At 69.1% G+C, this 21,004-nt stretch carries 17 protein-coding genes and 1 tRNA gene; 13 read left to right on the forward strand and 5 right to left on the reverse strand.

Annotated features, from left to right (window positions below; translation table 11 throughout):
- Positions 1–381: 381 nt before the first annotated feature.
- The 8 genes from BLP83_RS07040 to truB all read left to right on the forward strand — a co-directional run bounded on the left by BLP83_RS07040 (position 382) and on the right by truB (position 9,263).
- Positions 382–1,767 (forward strand): formimidoylglutamate deiminase, encoded by a 1,386-nt coding sequence (locus BLP83_RS07040; RefSeq protein ID WP_091240930.1) that lies wholly within the window; start codon positions 382–384, stop codon positions 1,765–1,767.
- 5 nt (positions 1,768–1,772) lie between these two features.
- Positions 1,773–2,183 carry a DUF2784 domain-containing protein gene (locus tag BLP83_RS07045; RefSeq protein ID WP_091240561.1) on the forward strand — a complete coding sequence of 137 codons (411 nt, stop codon included), beginning with the start codon at positions 1,773–1,775 and terminating at the stop codon, positions 2,181–2,183.
- Positions 2,184–2,584: 401 nt separating this feature from the next.
- A tRNA-Met gene (locus BLP83_RS07050) sits at positions 2,585–2,661 on the forward strand.
- A 186-nt stretch (positions 2,662–2,847) separates the two neighbouring features.
- A complete protein-coding gene (rimP, locus tag BLP83_RS07055; protein WP_091240564.1) occupies positions 2,848–3,417 on the forward strand; it encodes a ribosome maturation factor RimP in 570 nt (189 codons plus the stop codon).
- Between the two features lie 71 nt (positions 3,418–3,488).
- Positions 3,489–4,976 carry a transcription termination factor NusA gene (gene nusA, locus BLP83_RS07060; RefSeq protein ID WP_091240567.1) on the forward strand — a complete coding sequence of 496 codons (1,488 nt, stop codon included), beginning with the start codon at positions 3,489–3,491 and terminating at the stop codon, positions 4,974–4,976.
- 110 nt (positions 4,977–5,086) lie between these two features.
- Positions 5,087–7,840, forward strand: coding sequence for a translation initiation factor IF-2 (infB, locus tag BLP83_RS07065; protein ID WP_091240569.1), 2,754 nt, complete (start codon positions 5,087–5,089; stop codon positions 7,838–7,840).
- A gap of 154 nt (positions 7,841–7,994) precedes the next feature.
- Positions 7,995–8,336: a 30S ribosome-binding factor RbfA gene (gene rbfA / locus BLP83_RS07070; RefSeq protein WP_091240572.1), complete on the forward strand. Its 342-nt coding sequence runs from the start codon at positions 7,995–7,997 to the stop codon at positions 8,334–8,336.
- Between the two features lie 6 nt (positions 8,337–8,342).
- Entirely contained in the window at positions 8,343–9,263 is a 921-nt protein-coding gene (truB, locus tag BLP83_RS07075; RefSeq protein WP_091240575.1) for a tRNA pseudouridine(55) synthase TruB, read from the forward strand.
- 55 nt (positions 9,264–9,318) lie between these two features.
- Here the strand turns inward: truB and BLP83_RS07080 are convergent, their stop codons facing one another.
- The 4 genes from BLP83_RS07080 to xseA are packed head-to-tail and all read right to left on the reverse strand — an operon-like array spanning position 9,319 to position 12,813.
- Positions 9,319–9,921, reverse strand: a complete 603-nt coding sequence (locus tag BLP83_RS07080; RefSeq protein WP_245679974.1) for an IMPACT family protein — start codon at positions 9,919–9,921, stop codon at positions 9,319–9,321.
- On the reverse strand, positions 9,918–10,799 hold the full coding sequence (locus BLP83_RS07085; RefSeq protein WP_143006581.1) for a hypothetical protein: 882 nt from the start codon (positions 10,797–10,799) through the stop codon (positions 9,918–9,920). The genes BLP83_RS07080 and BLP83_RS07085 overlap by 4 nt, the downstream gene beginning before the upstream one ends.
- A gap of 38 nt (positions 10,800–10,837) precedes the next feature.
- A complete protein-coding gene (locus tag BLP83_RS07090) occupies positions 10,838–11,446 on the reverse strand; it encodes an RNA polymerase sigma factor (protein ID WP_091240579.1) in 609 nt (202 codons plus the stop codon).
- The gene (gene xseA, locus BLP83_RS07095; protein WP_091240581.1) at positions 11,446–12,813 is read right to left on the reverse strand and encodes an exodeoxyribonuclease VII large subunit; all 1,368 of its coding nucleotides are present in this window, start codon (positions 12,811–12,813) and stop codon (positions 11,446–11,448) included. Before xseA ends, BLP83_RS07090 begins: the two co-directional genes overlap by 1 nt.
- A gap of 351 nt (positions 12,814–13,164) precedes the next feature.
- On the opposite strand from xseA, the gene BLP83_RS07100 reads away from it, so the two are divergent.
- Both BLP83_RS07100 and ispG read left to right on the forward strand, forming a co-directional pair.
- Positions 13,165–14,850: a hypothetical protein gene (locus BLP83_RS07100; protein WP_091240584.1), complete on the forward strand. Its 1,686-nt coding sequence runs from the start codon at positions 13,165–13,167 to the stop codon at positions 14,848–14,850.
- Positions 14,851–16,074 (forward strand): flavodoxin-dependent (E)-4-hydroxy-3-methylbut-2-enyl-diphosphate synthase, encoded by a 1,224-nt coding sequence (ispG, locus tag BLP83_RS07105; RefSeq protein ID WP_091240587.1) that lies wholly within the window; start codon positions 14,851–14,853, stop codon positions 16,072–16,074.
- Positions 16,075–16,228: 154 nt separating this feature from the next.
- Here ispG and BLP83_RS07110 read toward each other — a convergent pair whose 3' ends face one another.
- The gene (locus tag BLP83_RS07110; RefSeq protein ID WP_176764049.1) at positions 16,229–17,125 is read right to left on the reverse strand and encodes a diguanylate cyclase; all 897 of its coding nucleotides are present in this window, start codon (positions 17,123–17,125) and stop codon (positions 16,229–16,231) included.
- 241 nt (positions 17,126–17,366) lie between these two features.
- On the opposite strand from BLP83_RS07110, the gene serC reads away from it, so the two are divergent.
- The 3 genes from serC to pheA all read left to right on the forward strand — a co-directional run bounded on the left by serC (position 17,367) and on the right by pheA (position 20,997).
- Positions 17,367–18,452 carry a 3-phosphoserine/phosphohydroxythreonine transaminase gene (serC, locus tag BLP83_RS07115; RefSeq protein WP_091240592.1) on the forward strand — a complete coding sequence of 362 codons (1,086 nt, stop codon included), beginning with the start codon at positions 17,367–17,369 and terminating at the stop codon, positions 18,450–18,452.
- Between the two features lie 182 nt (positions 18,453–18,634).
- A complete protein-coding gene (locus BLP83_RS07120) occupies positions 18,635–19,795 on the forward strand; it encodes a phosphoglycerate dehydrogenase (RefSeq protein ID WP_091240594.1) in 1,161 nt (386 codons plus the stop codon).
- Positions 19,795–20,997, forward strand: coding sequence for a prephenate dehydratase (gene pheA, locus BLP83_RS07125; RefSeq protein WP_091240597.1), 1,203 nt, complete (start codon positions 19,795–19,797; stop codon positions 20,995–20,997). The genes BLP83_RS07120 and pheA overlap by 1 nt, the downstream gene beginning before the upstream one ends.
- The last annotated feature ends 7 nt before the right edge of the window (positions 20,998–21,004 follow it).

A 21,004-nucleotide genomic window follows, 5' to 3' on the forward strand; every position in this document is an offset into this window, starting at 1 on the left:
GACCGGCCTTTGGCTTTCCAACTGGCTGACGCGCGTCCCTGTGACCGTGATCTGGTCAAGGTTGGAGCTTCCGCGGGGAGCCGCCGCAGTGCTGGGATCCGCGGCCTCGGATTTCGTTGGCTCGGGCGACTGCGCCACCTTCTGTGCCGGCCCCTGGCAGGCGGCCAGCAGGATGAGGCCGAGGGCGAGCGCGAATGCCCACGCGGGGCGGCGGTGAAGGGCGTGGGTGGAGCGATTGGAGGGGGTGTGCATGGCAGGTGGCCTCGGCTGGGGTGCGCAAGCGTGTACGCAGCGATGGCGCGAATGGGGTTGGGCGCTCCGATCGGGCCGCGGGAGCGCCCCAGCCTGCGCGGAACGCGCGGCTTCCGCCACAATCCGCAGATGTCCAGCCCAAGCCCTGCTTCACTACCTCCCTGCCGTCTCTGGCTGCCCGCTCCCGCCGGTCCGCAGGTGTCCGCCCTGTCCGTGGTGACGGATGCGCGGGGACGGATCGCCCGTCTGCAGCCGTCCGTCGAGGACTCCAGCCTGCCCTGGGCCGTGCCTGGCGTGGCCAACCTGCATTCGCATGCCTTCCAGCGCGCGATGGCCGGCCTCGCCGAGCGGCGCTTGAACCCGCAGGACAGCTTCTGGACCTGGCGCGAGACCATGTACCAGCTGGCTGCGCGCTTTGACCCGGACAGCCTTCGCGACGTCGCCGCCCAGCTCTATGCCGAGATGCTCGAAGCGGGCTACACGCGGGTCTGCGAGTTCCACTATCTGCACCATGCGCCGGACGGCCGCCCCTACGCGGATCCGGCGGCGATGTCGCGGGCCCTGATCGAGGCTGCGCGTGAGACCGGCATCGGGCTCACCCTCCTGCCGGTGCTGTACATGACGGGCGGCTTCGATGGTCGTGCGCTCAGCGAGCGCCAGCGTCGCTTCGGCCATTCGATCGATGCCTACATGCGCCTGCTGGACACCCTGCGCGCGGAAGAAAACGAGCGCCTGCGGATCGGATGTGCCCTGCACAGCCTGCGCGCCGTTCCGCCGGATGCGATGCGCGAAGTGCTGGCCGCACTGCCGGGCGACAGTCGCATCCACATCCACATCGCCGAGCAGACCGGCGAGGTCGAGGAGTGCGTCGCCCTGCGCGGCGCGCGGCCGGTCGAATGGCTGTACGCGAACGCCGAGGTCGATGCCCGCTGGACGCTTGTGCACGCCACCCACCTCAGCGCCGAGGAGACGCGCGCCATCGCGCACAGCGGCGCGACGGTCGCGATTTGCACCACCACCGAGGCCAACCTCGGTGACGGTTTGTTCCCGCTGCTCGACTTCATGTCTGGGGGCGGTCGTTTCGGCGTCGGCAGTGACTCGCACGCGAGCGTCAGCTTGGTCGAAGAACTGCGCTGGCTGGAGTACGGCCAGCGCCTGCTGCACCGGCATCGCACCCTGGCGGTGGATGCTGGGACCCGCTCGGTTGGTGAAAGCCTGTTGGCTGCGGCGCTGCGCGCGGGGGCGGACTCCGCAGGGCAGGGCAGCGCGGTGCCCGGGGGCGTATTTGCAACCGGCGCCGACGCCGACCTCGTCACCCTGCAGGGCAGCCATCCCGCCCTGCACGCGGCGACGGCGGCGGATGTCATCGATCGCTGGCTGTTCGCCAGCAACCGGCCGGCCATCGACGGCGTCTGGGTGGGGGGGCTGCAGCGCGTGTCCGCCGGGCGCCATCTGCAGGGCGAGGCGATCGAGGCGCGCTTTGCGGCCACGCTCAAGACCTTGCTGCTCTCTTGATCCCGATGGCCTGGGCCCTGGCCGCCGACGCGGTGCTATTCCTGCACCTCTGTGTGGTGGCCTTCGTGGTGCTGGGCCTCGGCCTGATCGTGCTCGGTAACCTGCGCGGCTGGTGCTACGTCAATGCCTGGTGGTTCCGCCTCGTCCATCTCCTCACCATCGGCGTGGTGGTGGTGCAGAGCTGGCTGGGCAAGCTGTGCCCACTCACCACGCTGGAGCTCTGGCTGCGCGAACGGGCCGGCGAGGCGAGCTACAACGGTGGATTCATCGAGTACTGGCTCAGCCGGCTGCTCTACGTCGAAGCCCCACCCTGGGCTTTCGTGCTGGCCTACACCGTCTTCGGGCTCTGCGTGGTGGCGGCCTGGGGGCAGTGGCCGCCGCGACGCCCCGGGGCTTCCGCCGGCCGTTCCGTCTGAGGGCTGCCGCAAGGCTTCGAGTCGCCCGATGGATGCCTCGAAGTGAAACGCCCCGGAAATCCCGAAGACTCGTTGGTGTGAGTCAGGCCGCCATTGCCATCTCACTGGGTTGCCGATAGTCGGCCGCTTCGGCCCCCGCCGGGGGTGGGTTCCCCTCGTCAACGAAGAGCCCGACGGTCAGTAGTCGAAAGGTCCTCGGCCATGGATGGGCCATGAGCTCGTACGAGGGGCGGAAGGCAGCCCCGTGTTTGGTGGCGAGTTGGGCGCGTCGTCGACCGGATGCGCAGCGTTTTGAGTAAGGATTCTCGAAGAAAAGCTCGTCAAATCAGCGATCTGGAACTTCCTTGCGTCTCGCCTGTTGCGCTGCACGCAAACGCTCCTTATACTGGGCGTCTGACTGATGCGGGGTGGAGCAGTCTGGCAGCTCGTCGGGCTCATAACCCGAAGGTCGCAGGTTCAAATCCTGCCCCCGCTACCATCAGTGACGCCGTGAAGGATCGATTCTTTCAGCGGCATTGCAAAGAGCCTCCCCGTGAGGCTCTTTCATTTTCGGGCCCGCAGCGTCGGTGAGGTTGTCCGGCGAGGCTCCGGTGTCTTGGACAGGGCCCTGTGCCCTGGCTGCGCTCCGCCTGGCTGCGAGCGCGCGAGATCCGGAGGTCGGTCCATGTCCCAGAAAATCCAAGAGCTCGAAGCGCTGTGCTCGCCGGTGGTCCTTGACCTCGGCCTGGAGCTGCTGGGTATCGAGTACGCGCCCAGCAGCCACCGCAGCGTCCTGCGCATCTACATCGACGCCGAAGGCCGCCACGTCACTTTGGACGATTGCACCGCGGTCAGTCGCGAGGTGAGCGCCCTGCTCGACGTCAACGATCCGATCCAGGGCAACTATGTCCTGGAAGTCTCGTCCCCCGGATTCGACCGGCCGCTGTTCAAGCCCGCCCACTTCGAGCGATTTCTGGGCCAGCAGGCCAAGATCGCCCTGCATCTTCCCCACGAGGGGCGCCGCCGCTTCAGCGCCTTCATCCGCGGCGTGGAGGGTGATGAGGTGCTGGTCGAGCAGGACGGCAAGACTTATCGGCTTGCCCACGACAACATCGCCAAGGCCCGCCTCGTTCCCGATTTCTCCGCGCTCGGCCAGGGCGAGCCCGTTGAAGTGGATGGCGAGCAGGTCGAGGCCTCCATCTATGAAGATCCTGATGCCAAGCCGGCGCCGCGCCGACCGGGCCGCGGACGCTGAGCCGCTGTACGTTTACCGACCCCAAGCTTTCCTGACCCCCAGGCGCTGATCCGCCTGCCGGAGACACGACGATGAGCAAAGAACTGCTGCTGGTTGCCGAAGCTGTTGCCAACGAGAAGGGCGTCGAACGCGGCGTGATCTTCGAGGCACTCGAAGCTGCGCTGGCCTCCGCCGCCAAGAAGCAGTACCCGGAGGAGGACGTGCAGATGCGCGTTTCCATCAACCGGGCCAACGGCAGCTACGAAACCTTCCGCGTGTGGGAGGTGGTCGCCGATGACGTGGTGATGGAATCCCCGCACCACCAGATCCGCCTTATGGATGCCGTCGACATCAAGCCCGACGCTCAGGTGGGCGAGTTCATCGAGGAGCAGGTCGAGAACGTCGATTTCGGCCGCATCTCCGCGCAGGCGGCGAAGCAGGTGATCGTGCAGCGGGTGCGCGAGGCCGAGCGTGCCCAGGTCGTGGACGCCTTCAAGCATCGCGTGGGCGAACTCATCACCGGCATCGTCAAGCGCGTCGAGCGCGGCAACATTTACATCGACCTGGGCGGCAACGCCGAAGCCTTCATCCCCAAGGACAAGTCGATCCCGCGCGACACCCTGCGCCCGGGCGACCGCGTGCGCGGCTACCTGTACGACGTGCGCTCCGAGGCGCGTGGTCCGCAGCTGTTCGTCAGCCGCGCCGCGCCCGAGTTCATGATGTCGCTGTTCAAGCTGGAAGTGCCCGAAGTCGGCCAGGGCCTGGTCGAGATCAAGGGCGCCGCCCGTGACCCGGGCGATCGCGCCAAGATCGCCGTGATCGCCCATGACACCCGTACTGATCCCATCGGCGCTTGCATCGGCATGCGCGGCTCGCGCGTGCAGGCCGTCAGCAACGAGCTGAACGGTGAGCGCATCGACATCGTCCTGTGGAGCGAGAATCCGGCCCAGTTCGTCATCAATGCGATGGCGCCGGCCGAGGTGCAGTCGATCATCGTCGACGAGGAGCGCCACTCCATGGACATCGCCGTGGCCGAGGACAAGCTGGCCCAGGCCATCGGCAAGGGTGGCCAGAACGTGAGGCTTGCGTCGAAGCTGACCGGCTGGCAGCTCAACGTGATGACCCAGGACCAGGTGGCAGCGAAGAGCGAGGCCGAGCAGGCCAGCGCACGCAAGCTGTTCATGGACCGCATGGAGGTCGACGAGGAAATCGCCGGCATCCTGGTCAGCGAGGGCTTCAGCACGATCGAGGAAATCGCCTACGTTCCCGCCGCCGAGCTGCTGGCGGTGGAAGGCTTCGACGAGGACATCGTCGAGGAGCTGCGCGCCCGCGCCCGCGACGCCCTGCTGACCGAGGCGCTCGCTGCCGAGGAGCAGCTGGAGGAGCACAAGCCGGCGGAGGACCTGCTGTCGCTTGAGGGTATCGACGACGCGATCGCCTACGCGCTGGCCGCGCGCGGCATCTCGACGCGCGATGACCTCGCTGAGATGGCGGTCGATGAGATCAGCGATATCGAGGGCCTGGACGCCGAGCGTGCGGCCAAGCTGATCATGGAAGCACGCAAGCACTGGTTCGAATGAGCGCGCAGGCCGCGCGCGCGCCTCGGGCGCGGGCGCCCTCTCCGCGGTAGAATTGCCGGCTTGACGCCCGTGTGCGGCGCGGCCGGGCCCATGAATCTTTAGGAAGCCACATGTCGGAAGTTACGGTACGCACCCTCGCCAAGTTGACGGGCACCCCGGTCGAGAAGCTCCTTGAGCAGCTCGCCGAGGCCGGCATGAACTTCAGCGGGCCCGACCAGGTGGTGACCAGCGCGGAGAAGATGAAGCTGCTCGGCTTCCTGCGCCGCACGCACGGCAAGACCGATGCGCCTGAAGAGGCTGCGGCCCCGCGCCAGATCACGCTCAAGCGCCGCAAGGTCGAAGAGATCACGGTCGCTGCCGGCAAGCAGAAGACGACCGTGAACGTCGAGGTGCGGCAGAAGCGCACTTACGTGAAGCGCAGTGAGATCTCGGCCACCGACGATCCCGATCGCGAAGAGGCGCAGCGCCTGCTGGCCGAATCGCAGGCCCGCCAGGAAGCCGAAGAGGCGGCTCGTCGCGAGGCCGAGCAGCGCAAGGCGGCCGAAGAGGCCCGCCAGCGCGAGGAAGAAGAGGCTCGACGTCGCCAGCAGGAAGCGCCTGCCCCCGCGGAAGCCAGCGCACCCGAGCCTGCTCCGGCCGCGGCCCCGATGCCGGCTGCTGCGGCGCCGTCGGCGGCGCCTACCGCCCCGCAGCCGCCCGTGCGCGCACCGGCGTCCAGCGCGCCGACCTCGCGTCCGGCGCCGCGCAGCGACAGCCCTTCGTCGCGTCCTCCCATGCGTTCAGGCGCTCCGTCCGGCCCCGGTGCGCCGCGTCCGGCGGGGGCGCCCCCGCGCCCCGGCATGCGGCCGTCCGGCCCAGGCTCTGCTCCGCCGCCGCCGCCGGGTCCGGCCCGCGGCCGCGATGATCGGCGCGCGCGTCCGGCGCGCGGTGCACCTGCGCGTCCGGGCGGTGAAGATGATGCCGGTTCGCGCTTCGGGCGCGGCGAGCTGCATCTTTCCGATGCCGGCATGGCGCGTCGTGGCGCCCGCAAGAAGCCCGGCCAGCGTCGCCAGGAAGCCTCGCGCTCTGGCGGCGGTGCGCACGGCTTCTCGCGCCCGCTGGCGCCGATGACCCGCGAAGTCGCGATCGGTGACAGCATCGTTGTCGCCGATCTGGCGCAGAAGTTGGCGCTGAAGGGTGCAGAGGTGGTCAAGGCGCTGTTCAAGATGGGTGTGATGGCGACCATCAACCAGACCATCGATCACGACACCGCCGTGCTGGTGGTCGAAGAGCTGGGCCACACCGCGGTGCGTGCCAACGAGAACGATGTCGAGGACGCGCTGATCGCCCATGCCGAGCAGACCGGCGAGGGCGAGCCGCGCCCGCCGGTGGTTACCATCATGGGTCACGTCGACCACGGCAAGACCTCGCTGCTGGACCACATCCGTCGCACCCGAGTCGCTTCGGGCGAGGCAGGCGGCATCACCCAGCACATCGGCGCCTACCACGTCGAAACGCCCAAGGGCGTGATCAGCTTCCTCGATACTCCTGGCCATGCGGCCTTCACGCAGATGCGTGCGCGCGGCGCCAAGCTCACCGACATCGTCGTGCTGGTGGTCGCCGCCGACGACGGCGTCATGCCGCAGACCGTCGAGGCAATCAAGCACGCCAAGGCTGCTGGGGTTCCGATCATTGTCGCCATCAACAAGATGGACAAGTCGGACGCCAACCCCGACAACGTCAAGCAAGGCTTGGCCAACCATGAGGTCATCCCGGAAGAGTGGGGTGGCGACACCCAGTTCGTCCCGGTGTCGGCCAAGACCGGCATGGGCATCGATGCATTGCTCGACGCGATCTCGATCCAGGCCGAAGTCATGGAGCTGCGCGCCGTCGTCGACGGGCGCGCCACGGGCTCGGTGATCGAGTCCGCGCTGGACAAGGGGCGTGGTCCCGTCGCGACCGTACTGGTGCAGACCGGCACGCTCAAGAAGGGCGACTTCGTGGTCTGTGGCACCCAGTACGGCCGCGTCCGCGCGCTGTTCGACGAAGCAGGACGCCAGGTCGAGTCGGCCACGCCTTCGATTCCGGTGGTCATGCTGGGCCTGTCCGGCGTACCGGATGCCGGCGACGACTTCGTGGTGGTCGAGGACGAGCGCCTGGCCAAGGACGTGGCCCAGCAGCGCGAGGCCAAGAAGCGCGAGTCGCGTCTGGTCAAGCAGGCCGGCAACCGGATGGAAGACATCATGGCCCAGATGGGTCAGGGCGAAGGCCAGCAGACCTTGAACCTGGTCGTGAAGGCCGATGTGCAGGGGTCGGTCGAGGCCCTGCGCGATTCGCTGACCAGCCTCTCCAACGAACTGATCCGCATCAACGTGATCGCCTCCGGCGTAGGCGGCATCAACGAATCCGACGCCACCCTGGCGGCCGCCTCCAAGGCCGTGGTGATCGGCTTTAACGTGCGTGCGGATGCCGCCGCCCGCCGCGTGATCGAGGCCAACGGCCTCGACCTGCGCTACTTCTCGATCATCTATGACGTGATCGACCAGGTGAAGCAGGTGGCCTCGGGCCTCCTGGGCAAGGAAGTCCGTGAGGAGATCATCGGCGTCGCCGAGGTCCGCGAGGTCTTCCGCAGCTCGAAGTTCGGTGCTGTCGCCGGTTCGATCGTCATCGAGGGTGTGGTCCGCCGCAACAAGCCGATCCGCGTACTGCGCAACCAGACCGTCATCTTCCAGGGCGAGCTGGAGTCGCTGCGCCGCTTCAAGGACATCGTCGACGAAGTCCGCATGGGCACCGAGTGCGGCATCGCGGTCAAGCAGTACAACGACGTCAAGCCGGGCGACCAGATCGAGTGCTACGAGCGCATTGAAGTCCAGCGCACGCTTTGAAGCCGGGATTCGCGATTGGGGAGTCGGGATTCGTTCCCGCCCCAATCGCGAGTGTGCCGTCTCCGCTCCGCATTGACGATTTGCGTCGGTTGGAGTGTCAGTCCTGCTGCGCTCTTTCGAATCCCCAATCCCGAATCCCCAATCCCGGCTCTCAATGAAACGCAGCTTCCACCGCACAGACCGCGTCTCCGCCCAGCTTCGCCGCGATATCGGCCAGCTGGTGCATGAGGCCGTGCGCGAGCACGGCCTGCCCTCGGTCAGCGTGTCCGACGTGGAAGTCACCCGCGACATGGCGCACGCCAAGGTCTTCTTCACCGCCCTCCAGCCCGAGCGGGCCAAGGAAGCGCTGAAGGCCCTGAAAGAGCTCGCCAAGGACATGCGCATGGAGCTGGGTAAGCGCGTGCGCATGCGCTCCGTGCCGGAGCTGCACTTCCATTACGACGATTCGGTCGATCGCGGCGAGCGCATCGACGCCCTGCTGCGCGGGCCGGAGTAGATCTCGATGTCGCGTCAGGCGCGCACCGTCTGGCGTCGGCTGGACGGCATTGTCCTGCTCGACAAGCCGGCAGGGATGTCGTCCAACCAGGCCCTGCAGCGCGCGCGTCACCTGCTGCGCGCTGACAAGGGCGGCCACACCGGTGCGCTCGATCCACTCGCCACCGGCCTCTTGCCGCTCTGCTTTGGCGAGGCGACCAAGATCGCCGGGCAGTTGCTCGGGGCGCGCAAGGCCTACGAGACCGTCGCTGCGCTCGGCCTCACCACCGACACCGACGATGCCGACGGTCAGCCGCTGCGCGAACGCGCAGTGCCGACCTTGGATGCCGAACGCATCGAGTCGGCGCTGCACGCGCTGCGCGGCGCCATCCTGCAGGTGCCACCGATCTACTCGGCGCTGAAGCGCGGCGGCGAGCCGATGTACCTGCGCGCGCGCCGCGGCGAGTCGCTGGAGCTGGAACCCCGGCCCGTGCAGGTCGACCGCTTCGATCTGATCGCCATCGAAGGGCAGCGCCTGCGCCTGCATGTCGAGTGCGGCTCGGGGACCTATGTGCGCTCGCTGGTGCGCGATCTCGGCGAGGCGCTCGGCTGCGGTGCCCACGTCACCGAGTTGCGCCGCCTCTGGGTCGAGCCCTTCCGAAGGCCGCAGATGGTCAGCCTCGAACGCATCGAGGCCGAGGCCATGCAGCCTGCGCCTGCTTGGCTGCTGCCGCTGGAGGCCGGGCTTGCCGACTTCCCGCGGGTGGATCTCGACGCCGAGCAGTCGGCGCAGGTGCGTCGCGGCCAGCGGCCGGCCGGCTTCGCGGCCCTGCCTGCCGGCGCGCATGCCGCCTACGGCCCGGACGGGCAGGCGGTTGCCTTGGTGGAGCGTATCGAGGGCGGCCTGCTGGCCTCGCTGCGGGTGTTCCTGCCGCGCGAGCCCGACTGAGCCAAAGCCCGCGCGCGGGGCAATCCGTCACCGGCCGACCCTGGCGCGGTGCACCTCAGCTCTCGTCCGCCTTGCCTCTCGTGAGCTGCAGGCGGCCACGGCTGGCTTCACGCAATGCGTGGGCGAAATCCTCGACCCGGTCACTGGCGATGCGCAGGCCCAGGACCACGCCGTCCGCATCGAACTGCTCGTCGAGCTTCTCCACGCCATGCAGGCCCAGCAGACCGTGGACATCGCCAAGGTCGGTGAAGCCGCAGCGCAGGCGCAGATCCTGCCTTTCGACGACCGCGACGCGCGGGGCCATGCGCAGGCACTCGGCCGCGCAGCCTCCATAGGCGCGTACCAGACCGCCGGCACCGAGCTTGATGCCGCCGTACCAGCGCGTCACCACGGCGATCACGCCGTCGAGACCCTGGCCGTCGATGGCGGCAAGGATCGGGCGTCCGGCAGTTCCCGCCGGCTCGCCGTCGTCGGAGGATCGATACAGCTCACCGAGGCGGAAGGCCCAGCAGTTGTGGGTTGCGGCAGGGTCCGACACCGCGCGCAGGAATCCGAGGGCGGCCTCGGCGCTGTCAATGGGCGCGGCCTGGCACAGGAAACGACTGCGCTTGATCTCCTGCTCCAGCCTGGCGGGTGCAGCCAGGGTCCAGCGGTTCACGGTGCCTCGTTCATCAGGCTGCGCAGATCGCGCGGCAGCACGCGCTGCGGATTGGCGCGCACGAACTCGATCAGGCTGCGCCGCGCCGAATCGACGTCGCCGCTGTCGCGGCGGGCGCGGATGCGCTCGATCCAGGCGTCCGGCGGAAGCCGGAAATCCTGGACTACCGGCGGGAAGTCCACACCCTCGATCCGCGTGCCGGTGACGCTGATCTGGTCCAGTGATTCCTGCGGCGGGTGCTTCAGGGAGAAATCCGGCGCTGCGGCTTCGGCTGCGGGCGCCTGCGGCGCTGGCGCCGGGGCGGCGCGCACCGCCTCGCTGGGCGGCTCGGCAGGGGCGGCGGCGGGCGGCGCGGTCTCATCCACCGTGACACGCGAGGAGGGCTGAGAGATGGCAGGCCGCAAGCGATCCGCGGCGACCGGCTCGGAGCGCTGCCTGCGCGCTGTCGTTTCCGGGTCGCCTTGCTCGCCAGTGGCGCCACGGCGCGGAATCATCAGCACTTCGAATTCCGACGTTGTGTCCGCCGGTGCCGAGCCCGGCGCACGCCCGGCCGGTTCCGCCGTATTCCCGCGCACGGGAGCGGCGCGATCGGAGAAGCCGCCGAGCTGCCAGCCGATGCCCGCCGCCATCACGGCGCCGGCGGCAGTGCCCAGCCACCACAGCGCGCGCGGACGGCGGCGTGCCCGTGCGGGGATCTGCGGGCTCGGTCGTGGTGCCGCCTCGGCCAGCGCTGCCCGCGCCATCGCCAGCACCCGGGCGTCCAGCGCGGGCGAGGGCGCGTGCGCGGGCAGGGCCCCCAGCGCGGTCGCGGCTGCCGCTTCTTCGGCGTCGAGCGGCGTGTGCACGGGCGCGGCGCTCTGAGGGGTGTCAGTGGACATCCCGTGGGTGGGCGGCCTGGAGGGTGGGAGGGGCGTGCTCATCGGCGCAGCCGGTCCTTCAGTTTGTCCAGCGCATAGCGCAGCCGGGACTTCACGGTTTCGCGGCCGGCGCCGGTGATGGCGCCGATCTCTTCGAGGCTCAACTCCTGCTCCAGACGCAGCTGCAGGGCAATGCGCTGCTCGTCGGGAAGCTCGGCCAAGGCCAACTGCAGCCGGCGCGTCTGCTCGAAGGCACTGAGCTGCTCCTCCGGCGTCAACGCGCCGGAGTCGCCAAAGGGGTTGTCGCGGGCCTCGGACTCTTCGGGCAGCACCTCGACATTCACCTCAGGACGCTGCCGGCGGTACTGGTCGATCAGCAGGTTGTGGGCGATCTGGTAAAGCCAGGTGGCGAAGCGTGCCTCTGGCTGGAATCGATCGCGCGCCGCGATCACCCGGCTCCAGACCTCTTGGAAGCACTCCTCGGCGGTTTCGCGTCGGCCCAGGCCACGCTGCAGAAAGCGCATCAGCCCGCCGCGGTGGCGCGCGTACAGCTGCTCGAAGGCGGCCATGTCACCGCCTGTGAAGCGCTGCATGAGCACGCCATCGTCGGGCTCGCAGGCAGAGCGGGCCTCGAAGCCAGCGGCGGTTTCGGGGTCCAGGAACCGCATCAGGCCGGATCGCAGCGCAGACGCAACTCGCCGTCGGCGAGCCGGGCGATCACGGCCTGGCCGGGCAGGGCATCGGCGCGGCGCGCGATCACCCGGCCGCTGTCGGCGTCCTGCAGGATCGCGTAGCCGCGGCCCAGGGTTGCCAGCGGGCTCACCGCCGACAGGGTGCGCGCAAGCAGGCCGGCCCGCAGATGCTGGGCCTGCAGCCGACGGTCGAGCGCGCCTCGCAGGCGCGACAGCAGCGCGCGCGCGCGCTCGCGCTCGCGACGCAGGCGCAGGGCGGGGTTCTGCCGTTCAAGGCGCTGGCCGAGGCGCTGCAGGCTGAGGCCGAGCCGCGCCCGGGCGCGCGCTTCCGAGTCTGGCAGCCGCGCGGAGGCGGCGAGCAGGCGTTCGCGCAGGCGCTGCAGGCGCAGGGCCGGCGCCTGCGCGCGCAGGCGAAGTTCAAGCTGGTCGAGGCGCTGCCCGAAGCGCCGCGCGTGCTGGGCCTGGCTGAGCTGCACCCGGCGGCGCAGCTGGGCGAGGCGGGCGCGCAGTTCGGCCTGGTCGGGCACCAGCAGTTCGGCGGCGGCCGAGGGCGTGGGTGCCCGCAGGTCGGCCACGAAGTCGCTGATGCTGAAGTCGATCTCATGCCCCACCGCCGACACCAGCGGCGTGCGCAGCGAGGCGATGCAACGGCCCAGCGCCTCGTCGTTGAAGGCGAACAGGTCTTCCAGCGAGCCGCCGCCGCGGGTCAGCAGCAGGGCGTCGTAGCGCTGGCTGGCATCCGCGCGCAGGAGCATGGCGCGGATCTGCGCCGGTGCCTCCTTGCCCTGCACCGGCACTGGCAGCACCTCGACCTCGATCAGTGGAAAGCGCCGCGCCAGCACGCTCAGCACATCGCGTATCGCCGCACCGCTGGGCGAGGTCACCACGCCCAGGCGTCGCGGCGGCAGCGGAAGTGGGCGCTTGCGCGCGTCCGCGAACAGACCCTCGGCCTCGAGCCGCGCGCGCAGGGCCTCGAAGGCCCGGCGCAGGGCGCCCTCGCCAGCGGGCTCGATGTGCTCGGCGATCAGCTGGTAGTCGCCGCGCGGTTCGTACAGCGACAGCCGGCCGCGCACCAGCACCTGCTGGCCATCCTGCGGGGTGAAGGCGAGCCGCAGACTGCGCTGCTTGAACAGCGCGCCTCGCACCTGGGCGCGGGCGTCCTTGAGTGTGAAGTAGACGTGCCCCGAGGCCGGCCGAGAAACGCCGGAAAGCTCGCCTTCGACCCAGACCAACGGGAACGCGCCTTCGAGCAGATCGCGCGCAAGCGCATTCAGACTGCTGGGCGTGAGGCAGGGCGGTGAGGCGGCGAGGGACGGGTTGAGGTTCAAGCGCGGCGAGCCCATTCGCAGGGCCCCGCATGCTAACCGCAGCGCGCGCTCACCGCATGCCCTTGCCCCGTCCGGAGCCGCTTGGTCGAGCGTCGGCGTTTCGACGCCCCGGCCGTTCGGCGGCGGCCCCGACCTTGCATAAAGGACGCGACAAGCGCGCCGCTTCGCTGTCGGGCCGTGCGCGGGGATCGCGGGCGTCGTTGTCGGTCGCGGGCTTGTTCGGCCTTGGTCGGAGGCCGCGGCCTTGGCCTTCGGACGCGCTGCTAGACTGCGCCCCCGTGCTCGACGGCGGCTACGGACCGAGGTCCGGAGACAAGGCCGTGGCGCTTGTGGACACCCAAACGGCACACCAGGATCCGTGCACGCATGTCAGAGCCGTACCAGCAGTTGGGCGAGCAGCTACCCGAGCGTTCGAGCGCCGCGGGCGGCAGCTTCCCGTCGGACCCCAAAGCCGTCGCGCGCTGGGTGGAAGAGCTGCCGCGCGCCAACCCGCAGGTCACCTTGGCACGGCTGGCGGACGCTTTTGCCCAGCTGCGCCAACGTGCCTTGCAGGGCAACCAGCGCGCTTCGATCCTGGATCTCCTGCGGCCGGCGGTGCTGGAAGCCCTCGAGTTCCTCGACCGCCAGCTGCAGACCAGTTCCTTTCCCCTGTCGCCCCAGGCTTCGCAGGTGGCCGAGGCCTGCCTGAATCTGCATCGGGAGTTGGCCAATGGCTACCGCGCCGCGGCACAGGAGGCGCTGGCGCCGGCGGGTGCAGTGTCCTTCCTGCGGCGCGGTGCGGTGTCGCAGATCCTGCTGCGTGCCGCCGTGCACCATGCGCGGCTGCTGTCGCTGTGCTACTTCCTCTACCGCATGCCGCTGCCGGGCGCTTGGTTCGGCCTGCACTCGGTGTATCGATTCGCGCGCGCGGCGGGCCTCGCCGGCAAGGCGGTGGCCGAGGCCTCCGAGGCAGGTGCCTGCAGCGTCGAGCAGGTCTACCTGCAGTCGGTGCTGCTGGCGCTGTCCAATCCCTTCCGCTTCAGCCAGCGCGAGCAGGCCGAACTGTGGCCGATCTGCCGGGAGTTGGTCGGCGAGCTGGAGCTGAAGGAGACCCAGAGCGGCGAGGGCGATTTCGCCCTGCCGATCGCCACTGACCGCGGCCCGGGTTACATCCCCGAGGAGCGCGAGGCCGGTGCGGCGCAGGTGCTGTGGCTTGACCTCACGCCGCTGCGCAGTCTGCTCGAAGCCCCGCTGCAGAGAGGGGGCGTTGAACAGGTGCAGCTCAAGCTGAAGCGCCAGCGCCGCACGCTGGATGCGCCAGCCGAGCTGCTGCGGCGTCTGCGTGCCGGCTGGGGCACGGCGGCCGCACGGCGTGCGCGCCGGCTCGGCGCCACCCACGCGCTGGACACGGTCATTGGCCTGTCCGGCCTGCACTATTTCCTCGCCGGCGAGCAGGACTTCGACGCCTTCATGCACCAGGTCACCGGCCATCGGGTCGGCGCGGCGCCGCACGCGAGCTGGGCGCACGCCACCCAGGAGACGGTCAAGGCCAGTCGGGTACGTGCGCAGGTGCTGGACCAGAGCCTCGGCGGCTATCGCCTCATGTGGGCGCGTGAAGCCGGCATCCGCATCCGCGTCGGCGAGCTGCTGGGCCTGACCATCGCCCACGAGGAGGACGATCCGCTGTGGATGGTCGGCGTGGTGCGCTGGATGCGCTACCACGGCGACGGTTCGGTGGATGCAGGCGTCGAACTGCTGGCCCGGCGCGCCTTTGCGGTCGGGCTGCGAACCCTCGACCTGCTCGGCACGCCCAAGCCGCCGCAGCGCGGCATCGCCGTGCGCTGGCTGCGCGAGCCGGACAGCGAATGCCAGCATCTGCTGGCGCCGGCCCTGATCGATGCCCACGCCGGTCGCATCGAAGTGGCCGGCCTGCCACTGGATCAGGACGGCCTGGAGTCAACCCCGGGCACCGAGGCGGTATCCTTTCACGGGCTTGCGGCGGTGGAAAAGGCGGGTGACTACGTCCTGCTCCGCGCCGAGCGTACTTCCGCCCCTGAAAGCCCGGTGATCTGAATGTCGGAACTGCAAGTGATCGAGCGTCGCCAGACGCTCCGTGCCCGCGTCGGCGGTGTCGATGTGGGCGGCGGCGCGCCGATCGTGGTGCAGTCGATGACCAATACCGATACCGCCGACGTGGCGGCGACGGTGAAGCAGGTCGGTGAACTGTGGCGGGCCGGTTCGGAGCTGGTGCGGATTACTGTCAATACGCCGGAAGCCGCGGCCGCGGTGCCGCGCATCCGGGACAAGCTGGCGATGATGGGCATCGAGGTGCCCCTGATCGGCGACTTCCACTACAACGGCCACAAGCTGCTTGCCGATGAGCCGGCCTGCGCCGAGGCCCTGGCCAAGTACCGGATCAACCCGGGCAACGTCGGCTTCGGCCGCAAGCGCGATACCCAGTTCGCCCAGCTCATCGAGTTCGCGATCCGCTACGGCAAGCCGGTGCGGATCGGTGCCAACTGGGGCTCGCTCGACCAGGACCTCGCCGCCCGGCTGATGGACGAGAACGCCGAGCGCGCCGAGCCCTGGGACGCCGCGCGCGTGCTGCGCGAGGCGCTCATCCGCTCGGCGCTGGATTCGGCCGATCGTGCGGTCGAGATCGGTCTTGCGCCCGAGAAGATCATTCTGTCCTGCAAGGTCTCTGGCGTGCAGGACCTGATCGCGGTGTACCGCGACCTGGCTCGTCGTTCGCGGTTCCCGCTGCATCTCGGCCTGACCGAGGCCGGCATGGGCTCGAAGGGCATCGTCGCCTCCACCGCGGCGCTCGCCATCCTGATGCAGGAAGGCATCGGCGACACCATCCGCGTGTCGCTGACGCCGGAGCCGGGGCAGTCGCGCACCACCGAGGTCGTGGTCGCGCAGGAGATGCTGCAGACGCTCGGCCTGCGTGCCTTCACTCCGTTGGTCACGGCCTGCCCGGGCTGCGGTCGCACCACCAGCGAGTTCTTCCAGGAACTTGCCAGGGACGTGCAGGAGCACGTGCGCGGGCGCATGCCCGAATGGAAGCTCAGGCACCCCGGTGTCGAGAACCTCACGCTGGCGGTGATGGGCTGCGTGGTCAACGGCCCCGGCGAGAGCAGGCACGCCAATATCGGCATCTCCCTGCCCGGCACCGGCGAAGCCCCGGTGGCCCCGGTGTTCATCGACGGCGAGAAGGCGACCACGCTCAGAGGCGACAACATCGTCGCCGAGTTCATCGGGATCATCGAGGACTACGTGGAGCGACGCTACAAGTAGCGTCGCGGGGATTGGGGATTCGAGATTGGGGATTCGAACAAGCGCATTCGGTGCGCTTCAGGCGGCACCTTGCCCCGGTCTTGTCGAGGATGGGTCTTGCGTTGGGCTGAGCCTTGCCGGCTCTGACGAATCCCGAATCCCGAATCCCCGCCCGTCAGGGCTCCACACACACCCGGTTGCGCCCTTCATCCTTCGCTCGATAGAGCGCGGCGTCGGCCGCGCGCATCAGGCGCGAGCGGTCGCCGCGGTCCGGGCGAAGCTCGGCGATGCCGATGCTCACCGTGATGTGTTGGGCTTCGCCGCCGGGATGGAACACGGTGCCGGCGACGGCGCCGCGGAATTCCTCGGCGAACTCCTCGGCACCCGCCACGGCGGTTTCCGGCAGCAGCACGGCGAACTCTTCGCCGCCGATCCGCGCCGCCATGTCTTCGCGCCGCACCTGGTTGCGCAGGATCGAGGCCATCTGCTTCAGCACGCCATCGCCGGCGATGTGGCCGTAGCGGTCGTTGACCGGCTTGAACAGGTCGACGTCGATGATGCACAGGGTCAAGGGTCGGCCGTGGCGCAGAGCGCGGGCGATTTCGATGTCGACCTGTTCGGCGAAGTGCCTGCGGTTGTAGAGATCGGTGAGCGGATCATGCGTGGCCAGCTGGTAGACCTCTTCGTGGTAGCGGGCCTCCAAGCTGGCGTGGCTGATGAACTTGAGCAGGATCTCGCCGACCGTGATGTGGTCGCCATCGGCCAGCAGCGCCTCCGTGCAGGGCTGGTCGTTGACGCGGGTCTGGTTGGTTGCGCCGAGGTCTCGCAGGCGATAGCTGTCGCCCTCGCGCCAGACTTCGCAGTGGCGGCGCGAAACGCTGGGGTGCGGAATATGCAGGCGTGCCTCGGGCGCGCGTCCCACCAGGACCGGATCCAATTCGACGTCGATCCGTTTGCCGAGCCCCTCGCCGTGGATCACCACAAGGCAGGCGGCGCGCGGCTGCGAGGGCGCGGCCGGCCCCGGGCTCAGCACCGTGCGTTGGGTGGTCGGGTTGTCGAAGGACGCTGCCATGGGCGGCTCGTCGCGGACGAAAATCCGCTGCAGCGTAGCACTGGCAGACCGTATCGAGAATGTCGCTCGTGGGCTTCGCAGGTGCTGTTTCGCAGGGCGTCGCTCCAGGGCATTCCGGGCATTGCAGCGCCGCGCCCTGACGAGTTCGCACATCGCCTCGCCACGCTCTTTCTTGCTGCAGGGCAGCATGCTAGCCTCGGGCGAATTCACGGTTTCTTCCCACCTAGCGGAGCCCCCGAGCATGTCGCGTACCTACAACTTCAGCGCCGGCCCCGCCGCGCTGCCCGAACCCGTGCTGCGCCAGGCGCAGCAGGAACTGCTGGAGTGGGGCGGCGAGCGCGCCTCGGTCATGGAGGTCAGCCACCGCGGCGCGGCCTTCGTGGCGGCGGCGGAAGAGGCTGAGCGCGACCTGCGCGAGCTGCTGGCGGTGCCGGCCAGCTACAAAGTGCTGTTCCTGCAGGGCGGCGCCACCCAGCACTTCGCCCAGATCCCGATGAACATCGCCTCGCCCGAGCGCGCGGCCGACTACATCGTCACCGGCGCCTGGGGCCAGAAGGCGGTGTCCGAGGGCAAGCCCTACGTCAAGACGCGCGTGGCGGTGAGCTCCGAAGCCGGCAACTTCACATCGATCCCGGCGCGCAGCGAATGGCAGCTCGGCGACGACGCGGCCTACGTGCACTACACCCCGAACGAGACCATCCATGGCGTCGAGTTCCACGAGACGCCGGACACCGGCGGCGTGCCGCTGGTGGGCGACTTCAGCTCGACCATTCTGTCGCGGCCGATCGACATTGCCCGCCACGGCATCGTCTATGCCGGTGCGCAGAAGAACATCGGACCCTCGGGCCTGGTCGTGCTGATCGTGCGCGAGGACCTGATTCCGTCGCCGCCTTCGAACATCGCCAAGGTACTGAGCTATGCCGCCCAGGCCAAGGACGGCAGCATGCTCAACACCCCGCCGACCTTCTCCTGGTATCTCGCTGGCCTCGTCTTCAAGTGGCTGAAACAGCAGGGCGGCCTCTCCGCCATGGCCGAGCGCAACCGCGCCAAGGCCGAGCTGCTCTATCGCGCCATCGACGGCTCGAATGGCTACTACCGCAATCCGGTCGAAGTGTCTGCGCGCTCGTGGATGAACGTGCCTTTCACCCTGCACGACGAGGCCCTCGACAAGCCCTTCCTGAAGGAGTCCGAGGCGGCTGGCCTGCTGGCGCTGAAGGGCCATCGCGCGGTCGGCGGCATGCGCGCCTCGATCTACAACGCGATGCCGATCGAGGGCGTACAGGCCCTGGTCGACTTCATGGCCGACTTCGCCAAGCGCCACGGCTGAGGTCGTCGAAGCGGCGCGCGGGTATGACCGCGCGGACGCTGGAACCCGAGGCCGCGCGCTGGTCCTTGATGACTGCCGCGCGGCGCCTCGTTCCGAATTCTCCTTTGCCGGCCGCGCGCAGCGTGGACCACGCTGCGCGGGTCGAGACTCCCCGTCTTTCTCCTGCCAGGCCGTCCCCGCCCATGTTCAAGATCCAGACCCTCAACAACATCAGCCGTATCGGCCTCGACCGTCTGCCGGCCGACCGCTACGAAGTCGCCACCGACATGGCCCAGCCCGACGCGGTGCTGGTGCGCTCGGCCGACATGCACAAGCTCGAGATCCCGGCCTCGGTCAAGGCCATTGGCCGTGCCGGCGCCGGCACCAACAACATCCCCGTCGCCGCCATGAGCGAGCGCGGCGTGCCGGTGTTCAACGCCCCGGGCGCCAATGCCAATGCGGTGAAAGAGCTGGTCATCGCCGGCATGCTGCTGGCCGCGCGCAACCTCAGCGAAGCGCTGGGCTTCGTCGCCAAGCTGCGCGAGCACGCCGACCCGCACCATGCCATCGAGGCCGAGAAGAAGCGCTTCGCCGGCTTCGAGCTGGCCGGCAAGACCCTGGGGGTGATCGGCCTCGGCGCGATTGGCGTGAAGGTGGCGAACGCCGCGCGCGCGCTCGGCATGCGCGTGGTCGGTTTCGACCCGCACATGACCATCGATGGCGCCTGGCAGCTGTCCTCCGATGTGGTCAAGGCCGGCAGCCTGAACGAGCTGTTCGCGGCCTCGGATTTCATCAGCTTCCACGTGCCGCTGAATGACGCGACCCGCGGCATCTTCGGCGCTTCGGCGCTGGAATCCGCCCGCCGCGGCGTGGTGCTGCTGAATTTCGCCCGCGAGGGCATCGTCGATCCGCAGGCCCTGCGTCAGGGCCTGGAGAGCGGCGTGATCGGCCGTTACGTCAGCGATTTCCCCAGCGTCGACCTGGTCGGCAACGCGCGGGTGATCGCGCTGCCGCATCTGGGGGCCTCGACCGCCGAGGCGGAGGAGAACTGCGCAGTGATGGTCGCCGACCAGATCCGCGACTATCTCGAAAACGGCAATGTGCAGAACTCCGTCAACTTCCCCAACACGCGCATGGCGCGCGAGGGCAAGGCGCGACTGTGCATCGCCAATCGCAACCGGCCGAACATGATCGGCCAGCTCTCGCACCTGCTGGGCGAGGCGGGCTTCAACATCGCGCAGATGCACAACGCCTCGCGCGGCGAGCTGGCCTACACCCTGCTCGACGTCGATTCGCCGGTGGATGCCTCGGTGGTGGCGAAGATCGCCCAAGTCGACGGCATCCTGTCGGTGCGGGTGGTCTGATGGCCACGCGCAGGCAGGCGGGGCAGGGAGGCAAGCCGCCTGCCGCGCCGAAGAAGCCCAAGGCTGCGCCGAAGCCGGCCACAATGCGTGCGGCCAAGGTCGAACTCCCCGAGTCGACCGCACTGCCGCCCGCGCTGGCGCAGGCACGCGAGCGCATCGACAGCATCGACCAGAGCATCCAGAACCTGATCGCCGAGCGCGCGCAGTGGGCGCAGCAGGTCGGCCGCGCCAAGGGCCCGCTGAAGGCCGCGGTTGACTACTACCGGCCCGAGCGTGAGGCGCAGGTGCTGCGCAAGGTGGTCGACCGCAACGACGGGCCGCTGCATGACGAAACCCTGGTGCGCCTGTTCCGCGAGATCATGTCGGCCTGCCTCGCCCAGCAGGAGCCGCTGCGGATCGGCTTCCTCGGCCCTGAGGGCACCTTCAGCCAGCAGGCCGTGCACAAGCATTTCGGCCACTCGGCCCACGGTATGCCGCTCTCCAGCATCGAAGAGGTGTTTCAGGAGGTCGAGGCCAAGAACGCCGATTTCGGCGTGGTGCCCGTCGAGAACTCCGGCCAGGGCACCATCCAGTCGACGCTGGACATGTTCCTGACCTCCAAGCTCAAGATCTGCGGCGAGGTGGAGCTGCGGGTGCACCAGTACCTGCTGAACCGTTCGGGACGAATCGAGGATATCGAACGCATCTATTCGCATCCGCAGTCGCTGGGCCAGTGCAAGACCTGGCTTCGCCAGTACCTGCCCAAGGTCGAGAAGTTGCCGGTCGTCAGCAATGCCGAAGCCGCACGGCGCGCGCGTACCGCCGATGACGCGGCGGCGATTGCGGGCGAATCGGCGGCGCATGTGTATGGGCTGAAGGTCGTCGCCGGCCCCATCGAGGATCGGCCCGACAACACCACGCGCTTCCTGGTCATCGGCCGCGAGCTGTTCCCGCCCTCGGGTCACGATCGCACCTCGCTGCTGGTGTTCGTGCGCGACCAGCCCGGTGCGCTCTACAACGTGCTGCGGCCGCTGGCCGAGCACGGCGTCAGCATGAACCGCATCGAGTCGCGGCCCTCGCACGAGGGCAAATGGCAGTACGCCTTCTTCATCGACATCGCGGGTCACGTCGACGACGAACCCGTGCGAGCCGCGCTGTCGGAACTGGGCGAGTTCGCCTCGCAGGTGCGCATCCTCGGCAGCTACCCGGTGGCCGTGCTGTGAGTGGGGC

Source organism: Aquimonas voraii (assembly GCF_900101825.1).
GTDB lineage: Bacteria > Pseudomonadota > Gammaproteobacteria > Xanthomonadales > Xanthomonadaceae > Aquimonas > Aquimonas voraii.